The sequence below is a fragment of the Gimesia alba genome, from assembly GCF_007744675.1.
Lineage (GTDB): Bacteria > Planctomycetota > Planctomycetia > Planctomycetales > Planctomycetaceae > Gimesia > Gimesia alba.
Genome location: NZ_CP036269.1, coordinates 5,400,816 through 5,422,738 on the forward strand (window position 1 = coordinate 5,400,816; position 21,923 = coordinate 5,422,738).

Below are 21,923 nucleotides of genomic sequence, written 5' to 3' on the forward strand. Positions count from 1 at the left end.
ATTTGTCCATTTCATTATGTCACGTTACAATTTACCAAGAGAGCGGCGAACATAGATTGTCATATGGCATTTGAAGCTAGACATGGCACTACATTTACTTTTTAGGGAGTGTGAGATGCGTTTCTGGAATCGTACTCTGGAAATCAGCTTGATTTTGTGCATCGCCACTCTTGCAAATAATTCTTGCGCTGAGGAACAGGAACTCTTTATTCAGCAATGGGGGCTTGCTTCTGCCGATCGTGTTGACGACTATGACCCTGAATCAGGACATCTGCTGACGAGGCACCAGGCAAGTGCTGTTTTGTGGGATGTGAAAACGGGACTGGCGTTGCGGCAGTATCCGTTCAATACCAGAAATTTCTCTGCAAGGTTCTTGCAAGACGGTCGCCTGTTATTGAAATCATCAGAGATGGTGAGGCTGTTGAATCAGCAGAGTGGAGACGTCATTCGCGATATCGACCTCGTGAAGTATAAATACTCCAATTATTCTAACATCCTGTTGATCAACGACGGGCAGCCAGTTTTCGTCGCTTCCTGCGGACCAGAAACGATTCGTGTCTGGAATCTGGAAACAGGGGAAACTCTTAGCGAATTTCCGACAGAGGGGGAAATCAGCGCAGCGAAGATCTCACCTGATCAACAATTTTTGTTAGCAGGTTCTGGTAACATTGGAATTCTATGGAATCTAAAAACAGGTAAGATACAACAACGGTTCTGTTCTCCCAATAGAATTCACACCGTTGAGTTCAACGACGATGGCAGCAAATTTCTAACCATAGGATCAGGCGAATTCTGGTACACGCCGCGCGTGATCGTCTGGGAGACAGCGTCCGTACTTCCCTTGCTCTCCATTCCACGAACTGCACTTTATGCATCCTTTGTGAATGATGATATTTTGCTGAATTACCCCCAGGGAAACGTTGAACTCTGGTCCCTGGATCGGCATGAAAAAGCCCCTCCCAAAGACGAATGGCCGACCTATCAATCATCAGCAGACAATCGCTGGTGGGTCACAAGGAATCATTGGCGGTTGCACGTTGATTCGAAGCAGAAAACCATAAGCCTGCATGGCCCGTTACCGGATTCTCCTACGATTGAGATCCCCACCCAGACGTCGTTGTTTGCGGCAGCAAACCATCTTCCCCTGGCATTCTCTCCATCAGGTCGCTGGCTGCTGACAGGCAAATCAGGCTGGGGAGATCCTGGGCAACCGAGTGCAATCTGGGATCTGAAACAGGGGGAGTTGAAATATCATTTGAAGAATATCGACTACGGATGTTTTCATCCAACAGAAGACAAAGTACTTCTTAAGGAAAACGAATTAAGAATTATGGACCTGACCTCAGGCAAGGTCCTGCAATCACTGCAAAGAAAAAAAGGAGACTCTTACTTTGAAGGGGCATTCACGTCTGCTCAGTTTTCTAAAGATGGGCAACACGTGCTCATCTCAACGGGAGACTGGTATGACGGAAACGGAGGAGGGATCCTCATCTGGAATCTTCAGACTGGTAAAATTGAACGAGACTATGCCAGATCGAGCAAAGCAGTCATCTACGCCGGTTGGAGCTCAGATGAGTCGAAAATCGTCGCTGCACTGACAACAGGAAACGATGGAAGAGCCGGCATTGACGAGATCAGAGTGATCGATGCCAAGACTGGAGAGTCGCTGCAAACGAGGATGTTTCCTGATCCAGGGATCGGAGTCGGCGGCGTTGATCCGTTAGGGAATTTGATTTCAGCAACTGTCTACAAGTGGATCAGAAACAAATTGACAACCAACGGGTCGACCAGGCAAGACACGACTTCTTTACTGGCAATCGACAATCTCGAACAAAGCCGCGCTGACTTATCCGGGCAACATCTCTTCTGGAACGTGAGTGGCAGCATTGCCGGATACCTTCCGAACCGCGGCAAGCTGAGCTTCTTCGACCTGGAAAAAAATGAGACGCTTTACTCGCGAGCGACTTCGTTTCGCGAGTCGCCAAGACTTCTCTTTCACCCCGGTCAACTTCTCATCGCAGGTTCACCAGGAAATCCACGTCAATCGGTCGGGACAGTCAGTGATTCTGTCGGCTTTGAACAGACTCTAACTGGTGATCTGGAGGCAGAGTTGTTTCTCTTTTACGGTTCTGATGACTGGTTGATTAAAACGAAATCCGGTTTCGTGAACGGATCACCCGGTGGATTACACCGCGCAACAAGTCGAGTCCCGGGGACACTACAAGTCAGTAACCGCGCCGACTTCACTGATTCGATCACCAGGCCGAAGGCGGTCGGCAAAACGCTCACTCAGTCGCTTTCGAATGACTTGAACCTGAAAGCAGAACTACAACGGTTACCGCAGCAAGACATTCCCAGTCTGGCCCCAACCCCCAAAACAAAACCGCAAAAGTATGGCGACCCCACAAAACGACTCAAAGAGATTGCAGAGAAACTGAAAGCCGCAGGGGCGAAAATCAAACAGGCTCAATTCAGCGGGATCACCTACGTGCATCTCGAAGGTCATCCCGTCACCGACGACCTCATCAAAAATCTTCGCTGGGCTGGAAAAATTGATCGCCTCTATCTGGCAGAGACCGGAATCACCGATCGACAACTCGATGGAATTGGGATTCTGAAGGATGTCAAAAGGATGTCGCTGTGGGGAAATCCGATTACCGACGCCGGCCTGTCTGAACTGACTGCCATGTGGAGTCTGGAAGTCCTGGACATTCATGATACCAAAATCACCGCAGCCGGTTTGAATCAGTTGCGATTGTTACCGGGCCTGAAAACGCTCATCATCCCAGCGAGCATCAACGTAAACGATCTTGCCCCATTGAAAACTCAGCGACCTGATTTGGAACTTCTTTTGCGATAAAAAACGCGATCATGAGCCATTTCAATAGTGGTTGCACAGAGTGTAACCCTCAACTTAATTGTCACCGGGCGATGAAAAGGGGTCAGGACTCTTATTTAATGAGTCCTGACCCCTTTATTTCCGCTAAATGATCTTTTATCCTTACCATACGCCCGGAATCAGCTTGTACCGAACCCTCATTGCGTATTCCTTGTACCCGTTCAATTCTTCCTGCAACGTCTGGTCCTCCCACTGGGTCCGCACGATCAACACTATTGAAGCCAAGCCCGCAGGAATCAATGCCCACAAAGAGCCCAACGACAGTGCCATGCCAATGGCATGGAGAATGCCCCCGACATAACCGGGATGCCGGGCGATGGCATAGGGGCCGGTGTCGATCACCGAATGCCCCCGATCCGTTTGAATCCGCACGGTGACTTCAAAGAATTTGTTCACACCTTCGGCCCAAGTGACGATTCCAATTCCGGCAAGCAGCAAAGCGTAGCCGACACCGCAAACCCACCACGGGACCGGGAACCAGTGGAATCGACTATCATCCAGAGCCGCCACGAGTAAGACGGCCGCCATCGCTGGAAAGTAAAAGCTGAGTAGAATCTTGTCCCAGGGTTTTGTTCCTTCGTGGAAGCGACTTCTGGCAACGATGACTTCCGGATTCACACGCTGAAGAACAAGAAATACTGCTGAAATGACGCCCAGCAGAATGAGGACGAACAACCAGCCTTTCGGCCACGCCCATGTGCCAGCAGGCAGGAACATAAACAGGGCAATGAATACAGGCAGGCCCAATAGTCCCAGAACCACTCGGCGGCGATTGATTCCATGTGGCGGTTTGTCCGAGCCGCTGGCAGCAGTCATGAACGTTTCTCATTTCTCGCAGTTGTCGAGCAATCGCTTGTTTCAGGATGAACGAAATCAGCCAGGGAACTGGCTTCGCCGTCTTCGGCTTAGCATAAATCGCATTGAATCCTAGGTCAATGTCGTGTTGCCGGTTGTCGGACACATTCCTGGCGACCATCGGCCCAGCAATAAACTGATCCAACTCTGTTAGTTTCAGGTTCGGCCTGGCTGTGAACGCAAGCCGATAAAGTTTCAATTGATAAGAGACAGAAATCCTGATAGATTGAGACAGAATCATATTTTGTCTCTCATATAGTTATATTGCAAGCATCTGCAGGGCCAGCTGTGGCTACGATCACAAATCAATCTCCCAATGATTCAAACCCACACCAACTACGTGTGGCAGAGGCTTGGGATCAGCTTGCCAAATCTCCGATCTCAGAATCGGCGCTGAACGCGCTAAGAGCGCTGACACCCCCAGATTGTTTCCCACAGAATCACTCATTGACACCGCTTGGTGAGTTTGATCATCTACATGTCCCCCACTGCCCTCCTACGAGTGCTGCTGTCGCCGCTTTAGAACGCGCGACGTCCGTGACGCGCCTGCTGCTTCATGCGTATCCCGGAGTTGCAGTGCACCTGCCAAATTTAGAACATCATCACTCGCTCGACTGGCTTTCACTCTATGGCAGTCAAATCACAGGCATTCATTTCACCCGCATGCGAAAACTACATGCATCATTTTTGGATCTTTCACGGACCACAATCACAGATGACTGTATCGCTCAGTTGCCGGAAATGCCGCGAATTCAGCGTCTTATCCTAACATTAACTGAGTTGAGTGACAGTGGTCTTTGTCAACTGTCACGATTCTCGACGCTACGCGTTCTCTATGTAAAATACACACGGGTCACAGAACGAGGTATCGCAGACCTAAGATCAATGCTCCCACATTGCCATGTTAAACGGCGAGTAGCAGGATCTCCGACCAAGTACGCTCATCCATAATGACGGTATAACAAAACCATGTAGCCGAAACGAAAAACAGCAGCGATGAATCTGCATGCAAACAAACAAAGGTTCCAGGAACCAAAAGTACGAGAGAATCGGTTCCGGAATGAAAGCCCCCTGGCCGTTTGAGAAATTTTAATAATCAGACCGAACCTGTTCGCCTTATGCGTGTCGTCAGCTTATCATCATCCGTCTCGAATCAGGGATCTCTTTTCTCAATCACTTATCAGGAACTCACATGAATCGAATTGTTCGCGAATACCGGGCTGAAGATCTGGACGCCGTCTTAGCGGCCTGGGAAAATGCGACCCGGCTGGCCCATCCGTTTATGACAGAGGAATTTCTCGATCAGGAACGCGATAATATCCCCAATCTGTATCTACCCAATGCTGAAACCTGGGTGATTGAGCAGGAGGGACAGGTCATCGGCTTTATCGCCTTACTGGGGAACGAAGTCGGTGCGATTTTTGTCCAGCCGGAATTTCATGGCACGGGTGCCGGGAAAGCATTGATGGACCAGGCACAGGAATTACGCGGCGACCTGGAAGTCGAAGTTTTTGAAGCCAACCGTATTGGACGTCATTTTTATCAGCGTTACGGTTTTACGCCGTTATCGGAGTCCATTCATGAGCCCACGGGGAACCCGTTAATCAGAATGCAGTTTACGGCTTAATTTCCTCCAGGTCGTGTTTCTTTTTTCAATTCGTCTTTGTAAAAGAAATACTTTACGATGTGTGTTTTAATACGGACTGAGTAAGAACCGGGGCTAACGCCCTTCGGCTAATAGGTCATTCCGTTTGGGAAATCATCAACAAAGTGATTGAATCAACACAACCTGGCACTCAGTCAAATTTAATCAATCAGGAACACCATTCATGCCCGCACATGAAAAAATTAACTACGTCGAATTCCCGTCCAACGATCTGGCGGCCACGAAAGCCTTTTTCGAAGCCGCCTTTGGCTGGTCGTTTACTGACTATGGTCCCGAGTATACCGCTTTCTCGAACGAAGGACTGGACGGTGGATTTTTCAAAGCAGATTTGTGCTCCACTACCGCGAACGGCGGCGCACTCTTAGTTTTCTATAGTGAGCAGCTGGAAGAGACCCAGGCGAAAGTCGAAGCAGCCGGCGGAACCATTATCAGACCGATTTTCTCCTTTCCCGGCGGCAGACGGTTTCAATTCACCGAGCCCTCGGGTAATGAATTCGGTGTCTGGTCTGATCCACAATAAGCCCCAGCCTGAGTGAAATCCCTCATCCCTTCGCGAACAGTGCAGTCAGTATAACCAGTATATTTCCACTCTCACTCTTTCGATTTCCTTTGAAAATCTGAACAGATCCATTCCCGTACACTTTCGTAAGCTACTTTTCACCCAGATCGTCGGGCTGTTTTGTGACAGCTTCGAAGTCGTCGCGAAAAGGCGTTCGCTCATCTATCAGTCTTTTCCAAGAATCAAATCACGAGTGAAACGAAAGGTTACGACATGAACTGGTACCTGGCAGTCATCAACAAATATGCGGATTTCAGTGGACGGGCACGCAGAAAAGAATACTGGATGTTCTTCCTGTTTAATATCATCATCTCCTTTGCAGTCGGTCTGGTCGGGGGACTCATCGGGGGACGAAATGGTCTGTTCGCCCTGAGCCTGCCTGCACTGTATACGCTGTTTATCTTTTTACCCAGTCTGGCGGTCACCGTACGACGTCTGCATGACACCAACCGTAGCGGCTGGTGGGTACTGGTCTCTCTGGTACCATTTATTGGTGCACTCGTCCTGTTTGTGTTCACAATTCTGGACAGCGATCCGGAAGCGAACTCTTACGGACCGAATCCCAAACTGGCAACAGAGCCTGAATTGAGCTTTCCTCAATCGGCACAGCCCCATAATTCGTAATCATGAATTCATGAGGTGCAGAGCATTCCTGTGCGGGATGACTCTGCGCCTCTTCTGATTCGATATTCAAGAGAGAAAAGCATGCACTGGTATTTGACAGTCCTGAAAAAATACGCCGTTCTCAATGGCCGCGCCCAGCGCATGGAATACTGGATGTTTACCCTGTTCGACACACTCTTCACCGTTTTGAGTTTTGTCGTGGGAACGTTATTTGGCAATCTGCTGAGCGAATCCGAACTGCCGTCCGGACTGGGCTTTGGCACGTTACTCTGCTACCTGTTTGTGGTATTGATGCCCAAACTCTCCGTAACGGTTCGCCGCCTGCATGATACCGGCCGGAGTGCCCTCTGGCTGTTTATCGGGCTGATTCCTGGAATCGGAACTCTGGTCATGTTTGTACTGATGGTTCTGGACGGGGAACCGGGAGTCAACGAGTATGGCCCCAACCCCAAAGTCGCTCCCTCGGTTTAGTCAACCAGGGTCAAGAACTAAAGCGATCCCCCCTGCCATCCTTGCGCGCCAGCCTGGCCATCATTTTTTGTGCTTTGTCCTTCAATCCCCGCCCGCCTGGCTGAAAATCCTTTCCGGATTCGTGGAAATTGTTCATGTGGGCGCTGTGCAAAGCCCTGTCCTCACGGTATATATCTTCCTGAAAATAATCATCTAACAAAGAGGTGCTCCGTGAAATGACATTCCGTCTGGTGGCTAGTCCTGAAAAGGGGGCTGTCGCCGAGACATTTCCGTTCGTGTATTCGCCCGTTATCGGGTCAGGAAACAAACAATGATACACCCCAAAACCGAGCTCAAATTCATCAGTAACGAAATCGGCTACGGCGTTGTGGCCACCGACTTCATCCCCGCCGGCTCCATCACCTGGGTCCTGGATAAACTGGACCGCGAGTTCAGCTCCCTCGAATTTCAGTCGATGGAAGAGATCTACCAGAACATTCTGGATACGTATTCGTTTCGCAATAACCAGGGGAATCTGGTTTTATGCTGGGACAACGGCCGCTACGTCAACCACAGTTTCAATTCGAACTGCCTGACGACCGCTTACGACTTTGAAATCGCCATCCGGGACATTCACCCGGGCGAACAGCTGACCGACGATTACGGCTATTTGAATATTCCCACTCCCTTCCGAGGCATTGACGAAGGGACCCGCCGCAAAATCGTCTATCCCAACGATTTAATCAAGTACTATAAAATCTGGGACAAGAAACTGCTGAAGGTGTTTCATCGCATTCCCCGCCTGGATCAACCCTTACAGGAATTGCTCAGCGAAGAAATGTGGAATGAAATTATAGAAATCTCGAAAGGCAACCGGGAGATGAAATCGATTCTGACGAACTACTACCAAGGTGAAGAAGAAAAACATCCTGAAATGCTGAATCACTGAGGCCTTTGTTGAACCGACTGTTTTTCTCCACACGTCAACGGAGGCATACCTGACACAGGACCTGGATTGTGTTAGACTGTGTCCAGTTTTACTGTAGCGTCTTCAAAGCGATTTGGACCGAGTAGATTAGATTGAGGCACGCTATGGTAAAATGTGATGCGCTCTCGTATGTCGTTTGAATCGTGGACAAAGGACCGTTGAGCAAACACATCTAAGAATACATTGCTCTTTCAGGATCAAGAAGATGACACTTTCTCGAACGATCTGTTTCGCGTTCTCTCTGGTGGCATGCGGGCTGTGTGCCAGTTGTGAAAGCCAGGCTCCCCAAACGGGTGAAACGGTCGAACGCGAAGGGGAACCTGCCATCACCTACATCAAAGCAGACGATCCTAAAATGTTGGCCGCGATTGAAACAGCGCGGTCAACCTTCGATCAATTCCAGGCTGCGTTCAAAGAGTCAAAACCTTCCCAATCTGACTTCTCAGTCAAAGTACTGATCAAAGAGGGCGAGCATCAAGAGCATGTCTGGACGACGCCGGTCAGCTTTAGTGATGAAGAATATATTGGAACGCTGGATAATGATCCTTATCAAATCAAAACCATGATTTTGGGAGATGAAGTGCGTACTCCCAAAAATCAAATCTCTGACTGGATGTACGTTGAAAACGGAAAACTGGTCGGTGGATACACCGTGCGCGCGTTGCGAGATCATTTGCCTGACAAAGAGAGACAGGAATTTGAGCAGGGTTTACCTTTCAAAATTGAGTAAACTGTCCCGGAAATACAACTACCGACCTAAGAACGTGAAATTATATTTTCTGCTTGCAGTTCGAATTCCCGAATTGCTACCATAAAGTTTCATCTCGCAAGAAGCAGGAGAACGTACCTCTCTGGCCTCAACCTTATATCAAGAGGTGAAGACAGACTTTGAAAGATCGACGTAAACTATTACGTGAATCGCTGATTGCCGCTCTCGTTTTTTTCGTGAGCTATGTGGGAATTTACATCACGCTCTCCTGCCTGGGAGGCTACTACTTCAGTCAGTCCGGAATCTATCGATATCGAAGTATTGGGCTGTCGGTATCCGATATTTCGATCTGGAATCCCAAGGGTTGTCGGTTTCAGGCCCGTTTCAAAAATATCAGGGGAGAATATGTCAGCCGAGGCAATGAACTGGGTTACTTCTTCTCCCCATTAATTATGATTGATCGCAAGTGGTTCCATCCGACAATCAATCACTTCGATTCTGATGAATTGAAATAATTTCAGATCAATCAAGTTGATCATTAGAAAAGAATTCTGGTTCGATGAACCAGAGGAATGACTTACCTGCACGTCCGAAGCATGTTTTTATTTTTTCAGAAAAGCCGCTTGACAAAAACAGACAGGTCTGTATATTTACAATATGAGTAAAACACATCGACCATCCAGTGCCCGTAAACGAATTCTGGAAACAGCCGAACGGTTGTTTTATGCAGAGGGGATTCGCTCCGTGGGAATTGACCGGGTGATCGCTGAAGCGGGGGTCGCCAAGATGACCTTGTACAACCATTTCTCATCCAAGGACGAACTGATTCTGGAGGTGTTGAAGTATCGCGAAGAACAGTTTGACTTGTTTATGAAGCAACAGATGATGGAGCATCAGTCTCGGGGTCTGGATCCGCTCAAAGCGTTTTTCGCAGCCCTGAAAGACTGGTTTGAGTGCCCGGATTACCGGGGTTGTTCCTTTATCAATGCCACCGCTGAGCTAGCCGATCCACGGCATGCCGCGTCGGTATTTTGCACCGAACACAAACGACGATTTCGCGACCAGTTAACGGAGATTATTATTGAAACAGAAGGGCCTAAGGCCGCTGCAGTCGCTCCCGCGATTTCTGTCCTGGTCGAAGGGGCCATTGTCACCTCAGTCAGTGAAGGCAATTCGGAAGCAGCACAGATTGCCGAAGAAGCAGCTTACATGCTGATTGCCAAAGCGAAACGGAAATAGAGTTTCATTTTTATTTTGCAGCAATTATACAGACCTGTCTGTATTAATACAATTAACCACTTTTCACATTTTTTGAAGGAGAACTACGATGCCACGTTTAACCGCCATTGCCCCCGAAGCAGCCGAAGGAAAATCGAAAGCGTTATTGGAAGGCGTTCAGGCCCAATTGGGAATGACCCCCAACCTCATGCGTACGATGGCGCATTCCCCGGCCGTCCTGGATGCCTATCTGAAATTCAGCGGCACCTTAGCCGAAGGATCGCTTTCGAAACAACATCGAGAACAGATTTCGTTAACCGTCGGCGAGTCCAACCAGTGCGGCTACTGTCTGGCGGCTCATGCCACGCTTGGCAAAATGGTGGGACTGGAACCGGAACAGATTCAGCAAAGTCGGAGCGGTTCTGATACCGATCCAGCCACCGATGCCCTGCTGAAGTTTTCCCGTAAGATTCTGGAGAAACAGGGGTTCGTTTCTGATCAGGATCTAGAGGATGTGCGTCGTGCTGGCCATGATGATCCCGCGATTGCCGAGGTCGTGGCGAATGTGGCGTTGAACATCTTCACCAACTACTTCAATCACATGGCACAAACGGAGATCGACTTCCCTGAAGTCGAACCGCTGGATTCTCACGGTGCTGCGTGCTGCCAGACAGAAGGATCAACCTGTTCTTAATGAACGGCAGACGATTGCTCGACTGATGCGAAGTTTTCTCTGTCGTCAGTCAGAATCGTCACGTTCTGTTGCTAATGCCGGGGCTTGTGGAGTAATTTGCCAGCCCCGGCTTTTTTTCCAGTCCGTTAAAGAGAAACCAGCCATGAATCAACCTGCCAGTGATATTGCTTTTACGCCCTCGGTCAAAGCAATCCAATCCAGCAAGGGATCGCGTTCGCAGTATGCCAGAATGGAACAGGGGTTTGGCTGGCAGACGAAGATCACAACCGAGCTGGCCGCATTTCTATCGGAGTTGGACATGTTTTATCTGGGTACTGCCAGCCAGTCCGGACAGCCTTACATCCAATACCGGGGTGGCAGTCCCGGTTTTCTCAAAGTCATCGACGAAACCACGCTGGGATTCGCCGACTTTGCCGGCAATCGGCAATATATTAGTCTGGGTAATCTGGCAGAAAATCCGCAGGCGTTTCTGTTCTTGATGGATTATGTCAATCGCCGCCGCATTAAAATCTGGGGCACCGCCCATGTGATCGAAGACGATCCTGATTTGATTGAGCAGCTTCAAGATGCCGCTTACCCTGCGCGAGTCGAACGTGCCATTCTGTTTTCTGTTGAAGCCTGGGATATGAACTGCCCGCAACATCTTCATCAGCGACTTCCCGGGAATGAAGTATTACCGCTGATTCAGTCATTGCAGGAAGAGAACCATTCTTTAAAAGAAAAAATGGCCAGGTTCGAGAAAGGCTGAGAACCTGGCCATTGAGGAAAGCAGTCCCCCAGTCCCTACTGCTTCCTGATGATCAGAAATCATCGTCGCTTCCATTACCAGAACCGGTATTTGTACCTACACCATTCTGCGGAGTTCCCGAAATAACATTGTAGCCACTCCCTGCATTATTGGTGGCAGAGTTCTCAGAGAAGGTCGCCGTGTTGGCACCGCTGAAGACATCAATTTCGAAACCGTTGCCCGAGTTATTCTGGGCACTGTTCTGACTAATGGTGCCCCCCTGAATCGGATTAGCGAAATCGAAGCCGTTAAAGGCATTGCCGATAGAGGTATTGTTGCTGAATACACCACTGATGAAATCATCATCAAAATCAAAGCCGTCTTCCAGGTTGCCCGAGGCCGTATTATTCACGATCATACCTCCGTTGACGGTTGTGAAGTCAAATCCGTCATCGTCGTTGGCGATTGCCGTATTCTCGCTGATCAAGGCTCCGGAAGAAATTGTGTCAAATTTGATCCCATTCACGCCGTTGTGTGCTGCACTGTTCTGAGTAAATGTCATGTCGGAGACAGCGTTCGAGAAATAGAATCCATTGTATCTATTTTGATTGGCGATATTTCCTGTGAAGGTGCCCCCGGTGACGACGTCATCGAAATAAAACCCGTCGTCGTTTCGTAATGCCACGTTATTCGAGATCGTGCCCCCGGTGACGCTATCAAGAAACGCGAAACCGGCGTAGTCATTGTCCTCCGCGCGGTTGCCGCTGAAGGTTCCCCCGGTCATCCCGTCCATGTTAAATCCGAAGTTGTCGTTATGGCGGGCGATATTGTTTGAGAAGACACCGCCGTTGACATCGCCGTCGAGATAAAATCCATCTTCGCCGTTATACTGTGCGAGGTTTTCCGTAAATGTGCCCCCGTTAAATTCATCGATGTCGAAACCGTCGTAGCTATTGTATTCGGCGGTATTATTGCTGATCGTTCCGCCGCTGACCGTCTGGATATAAAATCCATATTCGTTATCATATGCGAGGTTTCCGCTGATGGTGCCCCCCGTAAAGTTTTCAATTTCCAGGCCGTCATTAAAGGTCGGCAAGCCATTATCGTAGAAGGTATTGTCGGTGATATTTCCGTTGGTATCCCCTTCCAGATGCACGCCATCCTGGAATGCGCCCGCAACGGTATTGCAGGCGATGGTAAAGCCGCTCAGATTATTCCCGTAGATTCCGTTGCGACCGCCAACAACATTCAATCCGACGATGCTGGAATTATCGGCCATCGTAAAGACGTCAACAGCGGCGTTCCCCCCGATCACCGTCGCTTCGGAACCATAACTGAAGCTGGTGACCGCACCTGTAGTACAACCCACGATATTTACACTTTTACCGCCGCCGAGTGCCAGCTGGCCGTTATTAAATACAAAACCGGTGCCGGTAGTAATCGTTCCCGCGGCTCCGTCAAACAGCACGACACTGTCGGAACCCGCGGCGTTGAATACCGCTTCTGCGTTCACCGTATTCGCATCGATAATTGTGACATCGTTCAACATCTGGCCGGTGAGCTGCAGTTTTGCATGTTCTTCGGGCGCCCGTGCCTGATTCAACACGATATCAATATCACGCACAATCGGGTTGACCATGCGACGCTGGAAACGGGTCAGCTTCTGACTGTCCCCATTTCCGGGCAAAGGAATCCGTACCGTCAATAAGCCCGTTCCCTGAGAACCATGCACTTCGTCATGCTGAAACTGGCCTGCCAGCACAACGCGTGAACCATTCCCCAGAAATGGCAAATCAAACATTCGAAACTCCACACGGGCGCGAGGACCGGCAATTTCTTTGAAGCCGGGGGCGGAGTTATCGAAATAATAGCCGCCCACATAGCCGCGCAATTCGGCATCCACATTCATATTATCAAATGTTTTCAGCAGACGGCCGACTTCAAAGTCGGTCCCCCAATAGGCACGCTCTTCACCGGCCCGCATCACAATATTATTGCCGCTGAGATAGGCAGTGCTGAGCGAGTCGACGCGTTTCTGCTTCAAATTGGGAATGTAGCCGTTGACCCGAAAGTCCCACTCAATGCTCATCAGCTCAACACCGAAACTCCCCTGCTTGAAAATATTATCGTACTGGCTGCGGCGGACATCATAAAATCCATACGCGCCGGCAATCCACTGATCGTCGATCATATGGCGGTACGCGAGTCCGAAATTGCCTTCAGCTGAAGAGTTATCGAAGATGTTTCCCCGCAGATCGGCGAAGAACAGACTCTCTTCATCTTGAGCCAGGGGAACAAACAGCAGTCCCTGTCCGGTATCATTGACACCGCCGGCCATGCCTGTGAAATCAAAATAGGCGCGGTAAAGATAATCGTCCTCTTCCAACCATTCCGGATCCTGAGCAGAGGAGAATGCCGGAAAAAGAAAGAGAAGCGTAAAGCAAGTCAAGCACCTCAGTAAAGACCGAGAGCGTAGAAATCGGACATGCATAGTAAAACTCGGTTATTACTTTCTTGAGGTAGAAGACAATCGAACTTAATTACAATGCAGGCCACTTTTGACTTCGACAAAAAGGAGGGGTTTCCTCCACTCATCCTTGATCATCATCTATACACAGATACAAATTTGAACCGCCCCGGTTCGTGTTAGTTAAAATAGCTAAGATCTACACCCGATTAATCAGCATCCCCCTGATACAACAGGTATAATGTGAATGCCATAATCCCCAAATCATTTTATTGGAACTGTTATGATGGCCGAACCTTCTCTCAGTCGCAGCGAGATTGAAATCCGTGTTTGCGATATCACATCCGAAGTACTGGGAATGCCTCGTGCGGAAATTTCGTCTGACAGTCGACTGCTTGAAGATCTCATGTGTGACAGCCTGGACACCGTTGAATTGATGATGGAACTGGAAGAACATTTTAACATCGTCCTGCCTTCTGAAACCTCCGATCCAGTGCATAAATCCATTTTCACCCGTCAGCCGTTTCGTATTTCTGACCTGGCCGAACTGGTTTATGTCTATTTGAAACTGAACCTCCCCCGCAGCAGTCAACAATTTCGTCAGCCACAAACTAACGCTCACTCTGCAAAGCTCATCCCTTTCTCACAACTGGATGGTATCTGGAAGAAGTCCGGCCGATTTGAATCCGGGTTGTTTGAAAAGCTGGAAACTAAAAAATCGGTTAAGCAGTACCGCAGGCAAACCGATGGAATGCGATGCCTTCAACTTCCGGCTGCAGAAGTAGAGATAGGCAGTGATTTGACGGAAGCGGTTGCGGATGAACGGCCTCTGCATCTCGTTGAACTGGATTCATTTTTGATTGACGCCGAACCGGTCTCGACAACCGCATATTGCCGGTTCCTGAATTCGGTGGGTGAAGTTCCTGATCAATTTCTTACCGACTGGTTCATACTCAATGCAGATGATGATCGCGACATTCACATGCTGATTCATCGAAATCAAAGTGAATGGCGGCCCCTGCCCGGCTGTGAAACCTGGCCGATGATTCTGGTTTCCTGGTATGGTGCGAACGCCTATTCTCTATGGGCCAACGACCGCCTGTGGACCAGTTATCTGGATAATTCCAACGAATCTCCGGGAAGTTACCTGCCAACAGAAGCGCAATGGGAATATGCGGCCCGTGGTTCGGAATCGTGCCTCTTTCCCTGGGGAGAGGCTAAGCCTGTGCCCGCCAGACTCCGAGCTGGCCTGCATCGGCAGAAAGTCAACTACCGTGCTCAGACACTGCCACTGGCACCGGTGAATATGCAACTAGGAATGTCTCCCTTTGGCCTGCATCATATGGCCGGCAATGTCTGGCAATGGTGCCGTGACTGGTATGATGCAGACTTTTATCAGACGTTGGAAGCAACTCAACAAAACCCGTTGAACCGCACCACGACTCTGGTCCGCAGTGAGCGTGGCGGAAGCTGGGTCGGCCCCGCCTCACTCTGCCGCAGTTCCTATCGGAGAGGACGTCCGCCCATCGCACGCGGGCGTTGTCTTGGTTTTCGCTGTATCAGTTCCGTCAAGGATCTGAGTTAACTGCAACACGTGGTGACTCGCGATAGATAAACGCCAGCAGCAGCCCCGCTAATGTGAATTGAATCGCCAGGTAAGCCGTTTCCAGACCGAACCAGAGAGACAGTGGTTCGATCTTCTGCTTGGCAGCGGCCGCGAGCACGTGCATGGTCCAATGATAAATGCCCATGACCAGCGCGATGGTGATGGCCCCTTTGAAAAACGACAGTCCACGGCACAGAAACGGATAGATCAACGACAGGATCGCCCCCTGGATGAATATTGCGGCAAACCCAAACGCGATGATCGGTTCGTCCCGACTGAAATACCCGAGCCGCTCATAAGTCGATTTGAATGCCACCAGATGCCAGACCACCGCCAGTGGAAATGTCACAGCTGCGTACCCCAGTGTTCCCAACAGGATTTTTTTTAAATTCACTCGTCGATTCCTCTTAAGTCAGAAATTGTTTTATCGATCACACGACTCACTCAAAAGATCGAGTGCCCCACTCCAACCACCCAGATGCCGTTCTTTCATATCTGGTTTCGTGAATCGTTCGTGTGTCAGCACCAGTTCGGTGCCTCCGTCCTGTTCCAGAAACTCGACAGTGACCTGTGTTTCGATCCCTGCATGCTCATTCGGTTCTTCCCAGATCCAGGAATAGACGAGCTTATGTGGGGGAGCAACTTCCAGAAATTCGCCAGTTAAGACATCAACAATGCCCTCCGGAGATTCGAAGGAAACACGATATTGCCCGCCGACACGCAAATCGATTTCGATCAATTGATGGGTAAATTCTTGACTCGGTCGAAACCAGCGCCGCATCGAATCCGGGGTTGTCCAGACCTGAAATACGACTTCCGGCACCGCAGCATAATGCCGCCGCAAAACCAGTTTCTCCTCAGAAGATTCCGCAACCATCGTTTCTCCCCTTCGTTTGAACTTGACAAATTCACTCAACTCGACTTAATATAGCCATATGGCTATACATTATCAACACCAACTCGACAGAACTTTTCACGCTTTAGGAGACGGCACACGGCGGAAGATGCTTTCGCTGCTTGCCAAACGGGGAGAAGTGACCGCCAGTGATCTGGGTAAACCGTTCGATGTCGCACAACCCACGGTTTCAAAGCATATCCGGGTTCTGGAGCAGGCAGGTTTGATCTCCCGCCGCGTCGAAGGACGGGTTCACCGCTTTCAACTGCAGATCAAGCCATTCAATGAAGCACAGAAATGGATTTCGAAACACCGGGAATTCTGGGAAGGATCGCTGGACGCACTGGGCGACCTGCTGGATGAAATGTCGACAGAAGAAAACTGAAAATGCAGGACGCGTACTCGAAATCACTTTTGTGAAGAAAGAGAACTACGATGACAGTGATTACCAAAAAAGTTCAAGGCCGCCGTGCGGTTCATTTTGATTCATGGGATGATCTGCTGGCCGATGCAGAACAGATGGCGAAAAGCAACGTGCATATGATCGGAAACTGGTCACTGGGGCAAATTCTCATGCATCTCGCGATGTCTTTGAATACATCCATCGATGGAATTGATTTTCGCCTACCTGCACCGATGCGATTTTTCATGCGGCTATTCATGAAACACAAATTTCTGCATGTCGCCTTGCCCGCTGGGTTTAAAAGTTCGGAAAAATACATCCCCGGAGAAACCACAACCGAAGCAGGACTGGCAGCTCTGCAAACCGCCGTCGAACGCCAACACCGCGAACTGAGTCGAGTTGACCACCCCGCTTTTGGCAAACTCACAAATCAGGAATGGGAGGATTTTCAACTGCGGCACGCGGAAATGCACATGTCGTTTGTGATTCCAGATTGATCCGATGCCAAAGTTAGACATAGCTGGCGACCGTCAGTTCGTTTGTGTCTGCCCAGCGCTGAATTACCGCGCGCTCCCGCGAATTCGGATAGCGGTTGGCTTTACCTCGTGCCTGCCAGATCATCCGGCTGTCATTTACGACTTGAATCGTAATGGCCTTTTTGAACCCATTGTGCATTTCAATTTCCATCGACCAGATGGAGCTCTCACGACTCGCACAGGTTGAAACATAGGATCCCACGCAATGTCTCATCTGGTCCCCTTCCCTCTGCAGTTCCTGGCTGTTGAGCAGTTCCCGAATCATCCAGCGTTTGCCAGTTTGATTCCCCTGTCCCTGATCCTGATAATCAAACTCTGAAATGCCACTTGGTTCCCATTTGCGATCAGCTTCCCGTTTTGCAAGTTCCTGCTGACGGTGCCACCACGCAAGATCCCGCAATAGAGAGCGGGCAGTCCTGCCTTTCATTGCGTATTCAGAAATCACTGCGGAATTGTCTTTCAACAGGTCTTCCGGGAAAGTCCAGTAGTCATTGGGAATCACTTCAATCCCGTAACGCTGAAAGATCAGATATTCCACAATCGATGTAATCTGATCTCGATTCAGCCAGGAATGCTGAACGAACCAGTGGATCACGGTCGACCAGAACTCATTGTGCAAAAACATTTCAGCGATTTTAGTTCTCAGGAAGCAACGGGCCAGTCTGGCATCTCCTCCCATGCCGAGAATCTGCCCCCAGCGAATCGCCTGCAAGATCGTGAGGTCTTGTGGGGCCCGCATGAAATGATGTGCCATCTTTTTGGTGTAGGGAATCGGCAAGCGGGAGTGACGAATATTTCGCCCTGAGCCGACATCAAGATACCATTTTCGCCAGTTCCTGCATTCCGGAGCATCATTAACCAGCCAGGCTGAATCAAAAAAAAGAGGCAGCTGATATTTGACAAACAGGTGTCTCAAGAGCGAGGCGAATTGCCGATAGGCATTACTGCCGCAAGGACGCCATGCTTCAATCGGTCGAATCCAGGATTCTGCGTTCTCCACAATAAAAACCAGTGCATCGAGATATGGAATCCCCCAATGATACCCCGGTTGCATCATCGCATAAGAATGATAAATGAACTTTGCCTTGCAGCAAATCAGATGCGCAACCAGTCTGAGAAACGCATTGCGATTCAATTTCGTCCGCTCGATGCTCCCTTTTCGAGTTTGATATAACTTGCAGATTTGTCTGAGTAGCGGATCGGCAATTGTTTTTTTCCTGGTCTCTTCCGAGCAAATCCCGGACAACTTTTCCACAAGCATCCGCTGCTGCTGCTTTCGCTGCTGGAGCGTACTCTGAACCACTGTTTGCCGGTAGTGCAGCAGTTCGTTGCGGAGTTGTTGTCTCGATTTCTGGAGATGGGTACGAAAGCCGTGCTGTACGCACCATTGGCGATACTCCTCAACCGACTCCAGGCCGAGGTGCTGAATATGATTGCGCAGATCAGGATCTGCTGCCGGTTTTATGTACGTTCCTTTTTTGCGAGTCATGGCTAAAAGCTGTTTCTTGTTTAAACGCGATAATTTGTTTGAACCTGTGTCTTCGTTGCAGGGTCGATCTGTACAACATCTCAATTTGTCCTTTCGGATTAGAAGCGGGTTTGATTTTGAACTACGACACAATCCCCTCATTTCGGTTCGGATCAATGAGTGTTCTATTAAATTCTTCAGTTCCTCACTCTCTTATTTGCCCATACTGCATGTGATTTGCGAACCTCAACACCGATGTGGTGTCTCCTCTCTCAAACCACTCTAATTCTCTGCCCACGGGAGGTGTGTGATGCGACACAACGAATTCGACGAAATACCGTTTTTTTGAAACGATGAGCAAACGCCGTAAAGGGTTTCCGTCAGAAACCCAGGTCAAGCGGGGTACGCGGATGGTGCATGGCGACAAGCTGCTGGAAGAGAAACTGGGCCGCAATGATTTGTGTCCGTGTGGTTCCGGCAGGCGATTAAAAAAGTGTTGCCTCCAGCGGGGCTGCTTTTGACGGCGTCAACCGCGATCACTTTTTTCAGAGAATAAACAGCACACACAACGTTCTGAATCTGTGTGCTCTTTTCAGTCATTGAGTTCTCATGTCGGTAGCGATCTGTCAGAATCAACGCAGATGTTCTGTGTATCCTGACGCTGCTGAACCAGAAACATCCCCTTCACTTTTGTTAAAGAGAGTCCGGACCGATGGGCCGTTCCCACGATCAATTTGTAAAATATCCACGGACACCTCATCTGTTCGGCTCTACGGGGACCGCTGATGATAAACGACTCGGTGCGCGGGAATCGGAACAGTTTATTGCCGATCCGTCATTAATCGTTGAAGAAAAAATTGATGGCACGAATGTCGGTCTGCATTTTTCCCACAGCGGAGAACTCGTCTTGCAATGCCGCGGCCACCTGATTAATGAAGGCATGCATCCGCAGTACGATCTGTTCAAACAATGGGCCGTCGTCAAACGCTCTGATCTGGAACGTATGCTGGAAGACCGGTTTATCCTGTTCGGTGAATGGGTCTACGCCCGGCATTCAATTCATTATCGAAGCCTGCCACACTACTTTTTTGAATTTGATATCTATGACAAAATCCAGCAGGTCTTCCTGAGTCTCAGACGTCGTCTGGAATTACTTTCAGGCACCGGCATCGAAACCGTGCCCGTGATCCATCAAGGCGCGATTACCAGAAAAACACTGGAAACACTCATTAGAAACTCCGCTTTTGACAGTACATTTGAAAATCCAATCACAAATACGACAGACAACCTGATGGAAGGCGTCTATCTGAGGACGGAAACGGAAGAATCAGTGACCGGCAGAGCCAAGTTTGTTCGGCCTGAATTTGTAGAGAAAATCAAACAGAGCAGTCACTGGCAGCACCAGGCGATGGTGCCAAACCTGCTTTCCAAACAAGCGGATATCTGGTCATGAACTGGGATACCCTTTCACAGTCCAATCTTGAAACAATCCTGAACTGGGCCGAAGAACAGCCCTGGTGCCGGGCGATGTCCCAGTGCGCGCAGGATTCGAGTTGGCACGCGGAAGGAGACGTCTGGACGCATACGAAAATGGTCTGCCGCCAGTTAACAGAATTAAACGAGTGGCCCGACTTGTCCCTTCAGGAACAGGCGATTCTGACCTTCACCGCCCTGCTGCACGATGCCGCAAAACCGCTGACTTCAGAAACGGACCCGGAAACCGGCCGTATTCGTTCTCCTAAACATGCTGTCAAAGGGGAACATCTCGCACGCAGCATTCTCCGTGAACTGGACTGCGACCTGGAAACCCGCGAAACCATCTGCCGCCTGGTCCGTTTTCATGGTCGACCGGCATTTCTACTGGAAAAGTCGAAGCCGGAGCACGAAGTCATTTCGCTGTCGTGGCTGGTGAATCATCGTCTGCTGTACCTGTTCGCTTTAGCTGACACTCGTGGACGCACGACCGACTCGATGAGTCGCCCCGAAGAACATCTCCGCTTCTGGAAAATGATCGCGGAAGAACGGGACTGTTTCGAACAACCGTATCCGTTTGCCAATGATCAGGCCCGGTTCCTGTTTTATCGCTGCTCTGATCCGGACCTGTATTATATTCCCCATGAAGATTATACCTGTACCGTCACCATGCTGTCAGGACTGCCCGGCAGTGGAAAAGACACCTGGCTGTCAAAGCATCGTGCGAATCTTCCGGTCGTTTCACTGGATGAAGTCCGCGGAGAACTGGAAATTCAGCCTACAGAGAATCAGGGGGAAGTGGCACAAATGGCGCAGGAGCGTTGTCGTGAATTGTTGCGTGCGAAGACATCATTCGCTTATAACGCCACCAATCTCTCACGGCAGACGCGCCAACGCTGGATTAATCTATTCGCTGATTACGGTGCCCGCATCGAAATCGTCTATCTGGAACCGCCGCTCAAGACCATACTGCATCAGAATCAGCAACAAACGAAAGTCGTACCGGAAAAAGTGATCCACCAACTAGCACAACGATGCGAACCTCCCACGATCACCGAAGCTCATTTACTTGTGCTCTCAGATACGTAAAACAGAAGACAATCACTTATCACTGTCACCAGGACTGCTTGAAGAACTGAGCCGTCAGCGTAGCCACACACAGCAATGGTAGTACCTAAACAATATCACTATGTCGGCCCTGTTGAAATAAAACAGCGCGTATTGAACTCAGCAGTTTGTCCATCGGTCTATTCAAAACAAGATTTGTTACAACGATTAAGGGAACTTGAATTTGAGTTCCGTCCTAACCAGTCACTGATTGTCACCTATGTTATTGACACGTCCGGATTCTTGAAAATTACTGATCGTCACAATGAGCATGTGATCTGCGCATCGGGGCACAACGTATTCAGCGCAGGAGAAATGACTTTCGGATACCATAAACAGGACTGTGTAATAGAAAACATAACGAATCAGTCTACTGGTTATTGCCCTGAACCAGAGTCCTGGCACGCCGTTCAGTCCGCCCTGAATCATATTGGCATAGAACATCCTGAGTATTTTGAACCAGCGTTTCATTTTCGTCGCTGTACTCACTGTGGACAAACAAATCTAATCAAGGACAATTGGTTTGTTTGCGCCGTCTGTGAAAACGAGTTACCAAAAGACTGGAATTTCGATAAATAA

Annotated in this window: 24 protein-coding genes; 18 read left to right on the top strand and 6 right to left on the bottom strand. The window is 49.5% G+C overall.

Annotated elements, in window-relative coordinates:
* Window positions 1-115 precede the first annotated feature (115 nt).
* Complete coding sequence (locus Pan241w_RS20045; RefSeq protein WP_145219266.1) at window positions 116-2,860, top strand: hypothetical protein; 2,745 nt, start codon at window positions 116-118, stop codon at window positions 2,858-2,860.
* A 141-nt stretch (window positions 2,861-3,001) separates the two neighbouring features.
* Here Pan241w_RS20045 and Pan241w_RS20050 read toward each other — a convergent pair whose 3' ends face one another.
* Complete coding sequence (locus tag Pan241w_RS20050; protein WP_145219267.1) at window positions 3,002-3,715, bottom strand: methyltransferase family protein; 714 nt, start codon at window positions 3,713-3,715, stop codon at window positions 3,002-3,004.
* Between the two features lie 1,231 nt (window positions 3,716-4,946).
* Between Pan241w_RS20050 and Pan241w_RS20055 the strand changes: the two genes are divergently transcribed.
* The 4 genes from Pan241w_RS20055 (at window position 4,947) to Pan241w_RS20070 (ending at window position 7,074) form a co-directional block, all read left to right on the top strand.
* On the top strand, window positions 4,947-5,381 hold the full coding sequence (locus Pan241w_RS20055; protein WP_145219268.1) for a GNAT family N-acetyltransferase: 435 nt from the start codon (window positions 4,947-4,949) through the stop codon (window positions 5,379-5,381).
* A gap of 202 nt (window positions 5,382-5,583) precedes the next feature.
* Window positions 5,584-5,940, top strand: coding sequence for a VOC family protein (locus Pan241w_RS20060; protein WP_145219269.1), 357 nt, complete (start codon window positions 5,584-5,586; stop codon window positions 5,938-5,940).
* A 252-nt stretch (window positions 5,941-6,192) separates the two neighbouring features.
* Window positions 6,193-6,603, top strand: a complete 411-nt coding sequence (locus Pan241w_RS20065; RefSeq protein WP_145219270.1) for a DUF805 domain-containing protein — start codon at window positions 6,193-6,195, stop codon at window positions 6,601-6,603.
* An 81-nt stretch (window positions 6,604-6,684) separates the two neighbouring features.
* Window positions 6,685-7,074 (top strand): DUF805 domain-containing protein, encoded by a 390-nt coding sequence (locus Pan241w_RS20070; RefSeq protein WP_145219271.1) that lies wholly within the window; start codon window positions 6,685-6,687, stop codon window positions 7,072-7,074.
* A 10-nt stretch (window positions 7,075-7,084) separates the two neighbouring features.
* Here the strand turns inward: Pan241w_RS20070 and Pan241w_RS20075 are convergent, their stop codons facing one another.
* Entirely contained in the window at window positions 7,085-7,273 is a 189-nt protein-coding gene (locus Pan241w_RS20075; RefSeq protein WP_145219272.1) for a hypothetical protein, read from the bottom strand.
* Window positions 7,274-7,384: 111 nt separating this feature from the next.
* Here Pan241w_RS20075 and Pan241w_RS20080 point away from each other — a divergent pair, with 111 nt between their 5' ends.
* The 6 genes from Pan241w_RS20080 to Pan241w_RS20105 all read left to right on the top strand — a co-directional run bounded on the left by Pan241w_RS20080 (window position 7,385) and on the right by Pan241w_RS20105 (window position 11,410).
* Window positions 7,385-8,002 (top strand): SET domain-containing protein, encoded by a 618-nt coding sequence (locus Pan241w_RS20080; protein WP_145219273.1) that lies wholly within the window; start codon window positions 7,385-7,387, stop codon window positions 8,000-8,002.
* A gap of 244 nt (window positions 8,003-8,246) precedes the next feature.
* The gene (locus Pan241w_RS20085; RefSeq protein ID WP_145219275.1) at window positions 8,247-8,771 is read left to right on the top strand and encodes a YegJ family protein; all 525 of its coding nucleotides are present in this window, start codon (window positions 8,247-8,249) and stop codon (window positions 8,769-8,771) included.
* 158 nt (window positions 8,772-8,929) lie between these two features.
* Entirely contained in the window at window positions 8,930-9,265 is a 336-nt protein-coding gene (locus tag Pan241w_RS20090) for a hypothetical protein (RefSeq protein WP_145219277.1), read from the top strand.
* Between the two features lie 142 nt (window positions 9,266-9,407).
* Window positions 9,408-9,989, top strand: coding sequence for a TetR/AcrR family transcriptional regulator (locus Pan241w_RS20095; protein WP_145219279.1), 582 nt, complete (start codon window positions 9,408-9,410; stop codon window positions 9,987-9,989).
* 88 nt (window positions 9,990-10,077) lie between these two features.
* On the top strand, window positions 10,078-10,662 hold the full coding sequence (locus tag Pan241w_RS20100) for a carboxymuconolactone decarboxylase family protein (protein WP_145219281.1): 585 nt from the start codon (window positions 10,078-10,080) through the stop codon (window positions 10,660-10,662).
* A gap of 142 nt (window positions 10,663-10,804) precedes the next feature.
* The gene (locus Pan241w_RS20105; protein ID WP_145219283.1) at window positions 10,805-11,410 is read left to right on the top strand and encodes a pyridoxamine 5'-phosphate oxidase family protein; all 606 of its coding nucleotides are present in this window, start codon (window positions 10,805-10,807) and stop codon (window positions 11,408-11,410) included.
* Window positions 11,411-11,462: 52 nt separating this feature from the next.
* Here the strand turns inward: Pan241w_RS20105 and Pan241w_RS20110 are convergent, their stop codons facing one another.
* Window positions 11,463-13,775, bottom strand: a complete 2,313-nt coding sequence (locus Pan241w_RS20110) for a right-handed parallel beta-helix repeat-containing protein (RefSeq protein WP_198000043.1) — start codon at window positions 13,773-13,775, stop codon at window positions 11,463-11,465.
* Window positions 13,776-14,139: 364 nt separating this feature from the next.
* Here Pan241w_RS20110 and Pan241w_RS20115 point away from each other — a divergent pair, with 364 nt between their 5' ends.
* Entirely contained in the window at window positions 14,140-15,441 is a 1,302-nt protein-coding gene (locus tag Pan241w_RS20115; protein ID WP_145219287.1) for an SUMF1/EgtB/PvdO family nonheme iron enzyme, read from the top strand.
* On the opposite strand, the gene Pan241w_RS20120 is transcribed toward Pan241w_RS20115, so the two are convergent.
* Together Pan241w_RS20120 and Pan241w_RS20125 are read right to left on the bottom strand one after the other, a co-directional pair.
* The gene (locus tag Pan241w_RS20120; protein WP_145219289.1) at window positions 15,425-15,856 is read right to left on the bottom strand and encodes a hypothetical protein; all 432 of its coding nucleotides are present in this window, start codon (window positions 15,854-15,856) and stop codon (window positions 15,425-15,427) included. The genes Pan241w_RS20115 and Pan241w_RS20120 overlap by 17 nt on opposite strands.
* A 30-nt stretch (window positions 15,857-15,886) precedes the next feature.
* Window positions 15,887-16,339: an SRPBCC family protein gene (locus Pan241w_RS20125; protein ID WP_145219291.1), complete on the bottom strand. Its 453-nt coding sequence runs from the start codon at window positions 16,337-16,339 to the stop codon at window positions 15,887-15,889.
* Window positions 16,340-16,397: 58 nt separating this feature from the next.
* Between Pan241w_RS20125 and Pan241w_RS20130 the strand changes: the two genes are divergently transcribed.
* Both Pan241w_RS20130 and Pan241w_RS20135 read left to right on the top strand, forming a co-directional pair.
* A complete protein-coding gene (locus tag Pan241w_RS20130; RefSeq protein ID WP_145219293.1) occupies window positions 16,398-16,742 on the top strand; it encodes an ArsR/SmtB family transcription factor in 345 nt (114 codons plus the stop codon).
* A gap of 50 nt (window positions 16,743-16,792) precedes the next feature.
* Complete coding sequence (locus Pan241w_RS20135; RefSeq protein WP_145219295.1) at window positions 16,793-17,257, top strand: DUF1569 domain-containing protein; 465 nt, start codon at window positions 16,793-16,795, stop codon at window positions 17,255-17,257.
* A gap of 13 nt (window positions 17,258-17,270) precedes the next feature.
* On the opposite strand, the gene Pan241w_RS20140 is transcribed toward Pan241w_RS20135, so the two are convergent.
* Window positions 17,271-18,785 (bottom strand): PcfJ domain-containing protein, encoded by a 1,515-nt coding sequence (locus Pan241w_RS20140; RefSeq protein WP_198000044.1) that lies wholly within the window; start codon window positions 18,783-18,785, stop codon window positions 17,271-17,273.
* Window positions 18,786-19,174: 389 nt separating this feature from the next.
* Here Pan241w_RS20140 and Pan241w_RS20145 point away from each other — a divergent pair, with 389 nt between their 5' ends.
* From Pan241w_RS20145 to Pan241w_RS20160, 4 genes are all read left to right on the top strand, one after another.
* A complete protein-coding gene (locus tag Pan241w_RS20145) occupies window positions 19,175-19,285 on the top strand; it encodes an SEC-C metal-binding domain-containing protein (RefSeq protein WP_232107490.1) in 111 nt (36 codons plus the stop codon).
* Between the two features lie 191 nt (window positions 19,286-19,476).
* Entirely contained in the window at window positions 19,477-20,217 is a 741-nt protein-coding gene (locus tag Pan241w_RS20150; protein WP_145219301.1) for an RNA ligase family protein, read from the top strand.
* Window positions 20,214-21,326, top strand: a complete 1,113-nt coding sequence (locus tag Pan241w_RS20155) for an AAA family ATPase (protein ID WP_145219303.1) — start codon at window positions 20,214-20,216, stop codon at window positions 21,324-21,326. The genes Pan241w_RS20150 and Pan241w_RS20155 overlap by 4 nt, the downstream gene beginning before the upstream one ends.
* A gap of 75 nt (window positions 21,327-21,401) precedes the next feature.
* Window positions 21,402-21,923: a hypothetical protein gene (locus Pan241w_RS20160; protein WP_145219304.1), complete on the top strand. Its 522-nt coding sequence runs from the start codon at window positions 21,402-21,404 to the stop codon at window positions 21,921-21,923.